At 28.6% G+C, this 1,025-nt stretch carries 1 pseudogene; it reads right to left on the reverse strand.

From position 1 onward, the window contains the following. A pseudogene (locus FWJ34_RS19360) lies at window positions 1-397 on the reverse strand (site-specific integrase); the annotation flags it as partial. Window positions 398-1,025: the final 628 nt, after the last annotated feature.

The following is a 1,025-nucleotide window of genomic DNA, read 5'->3' on the forward strand; positions in this document are numbered from 1 at the left end:
CTTCTATCCTATCTAAACCACGTTTATCTTTTGTGATAAAAAATTCTTTTCTAACCTTGTCGATCGCATCTTTAACAGCTATTAGATCATTAATGGCATTTTGATTAACTTTTTTGATATTTTCCTCATACCAAGCCCAAAACTCATTTTCAGACTCATAGTTTTTAAGTTTTTCTGCTAACAATAAGGCTTTTTCTAATGCTTTATTTAATCCGTAAATGGTAAACTTTTCGTTTATGCTATATGTACTACGTTCTTTGTTTTTAGTTTTAAACTGAAAACTTAGTTTATTTCCTCTTTTTGTTAAAGTGATACCAATAGGGATTTCTGTTTTTATCTTTCTATAATGTTCTAAAACATCCTTGTATCCTTGATATTCGTTGTTAGAAATACTCATAACTGACTCAAAATTGATTCATACATTGATTTCTTTAGCTTTTCAAACAGTTGATTCAAAAAACTAACCTTAGATATATCAAGATTATAAACACAAATATTGAGTTCAAGTCTCTCCGCCCCCATACCCTGTAACTCTTTATTTATAACATTTGGACAAGGACAAAACTATAAATAACTTGTAACTGACTCAAAACTGACTCAAAATTACTGATTTAGTAGTTATTAGATAGTTGTTACTTGATCATTTGTTACACAGTTAAAGAAAACTAATAATAATATGTAGTTAAAGTATAATGTGGTTTAATACTAAAGTCTAAGATGAATAAAAAGGTTCACTATCTGTCTAAAATCCTCAGACTCATCAGACTTAGCTTGTAAACATAGTTAAAAGTCTTACTGTATATGCTTTTGCTAAGTCTGAGGATTGCCTGATGTTGTCTGAGGATTGTCTGAGGAGTTCTGTAAAAGTCTTTTATATCAATATTTTAGGATTAAAAAAAACCTCAGACTTTAAATTGCCTGAAGTAGTATTTTTTATAAAAATTACATGATTTTGATAAGTTTAGCTAAACTATCTTAATCTTAATTCCTCGTTTAGTTGGCACTTGAATAGCTTTACCTAATTC

This window comes from Geminocystis sp. GBBB08 (assembly GCF_016743215.1).
Taxonomy (GTDB): Bacteria; Cyanobacteriota; Cyanobacteriia; order Cyanobacteriales; family Cyanobacteriaceae; genus Geminocystis.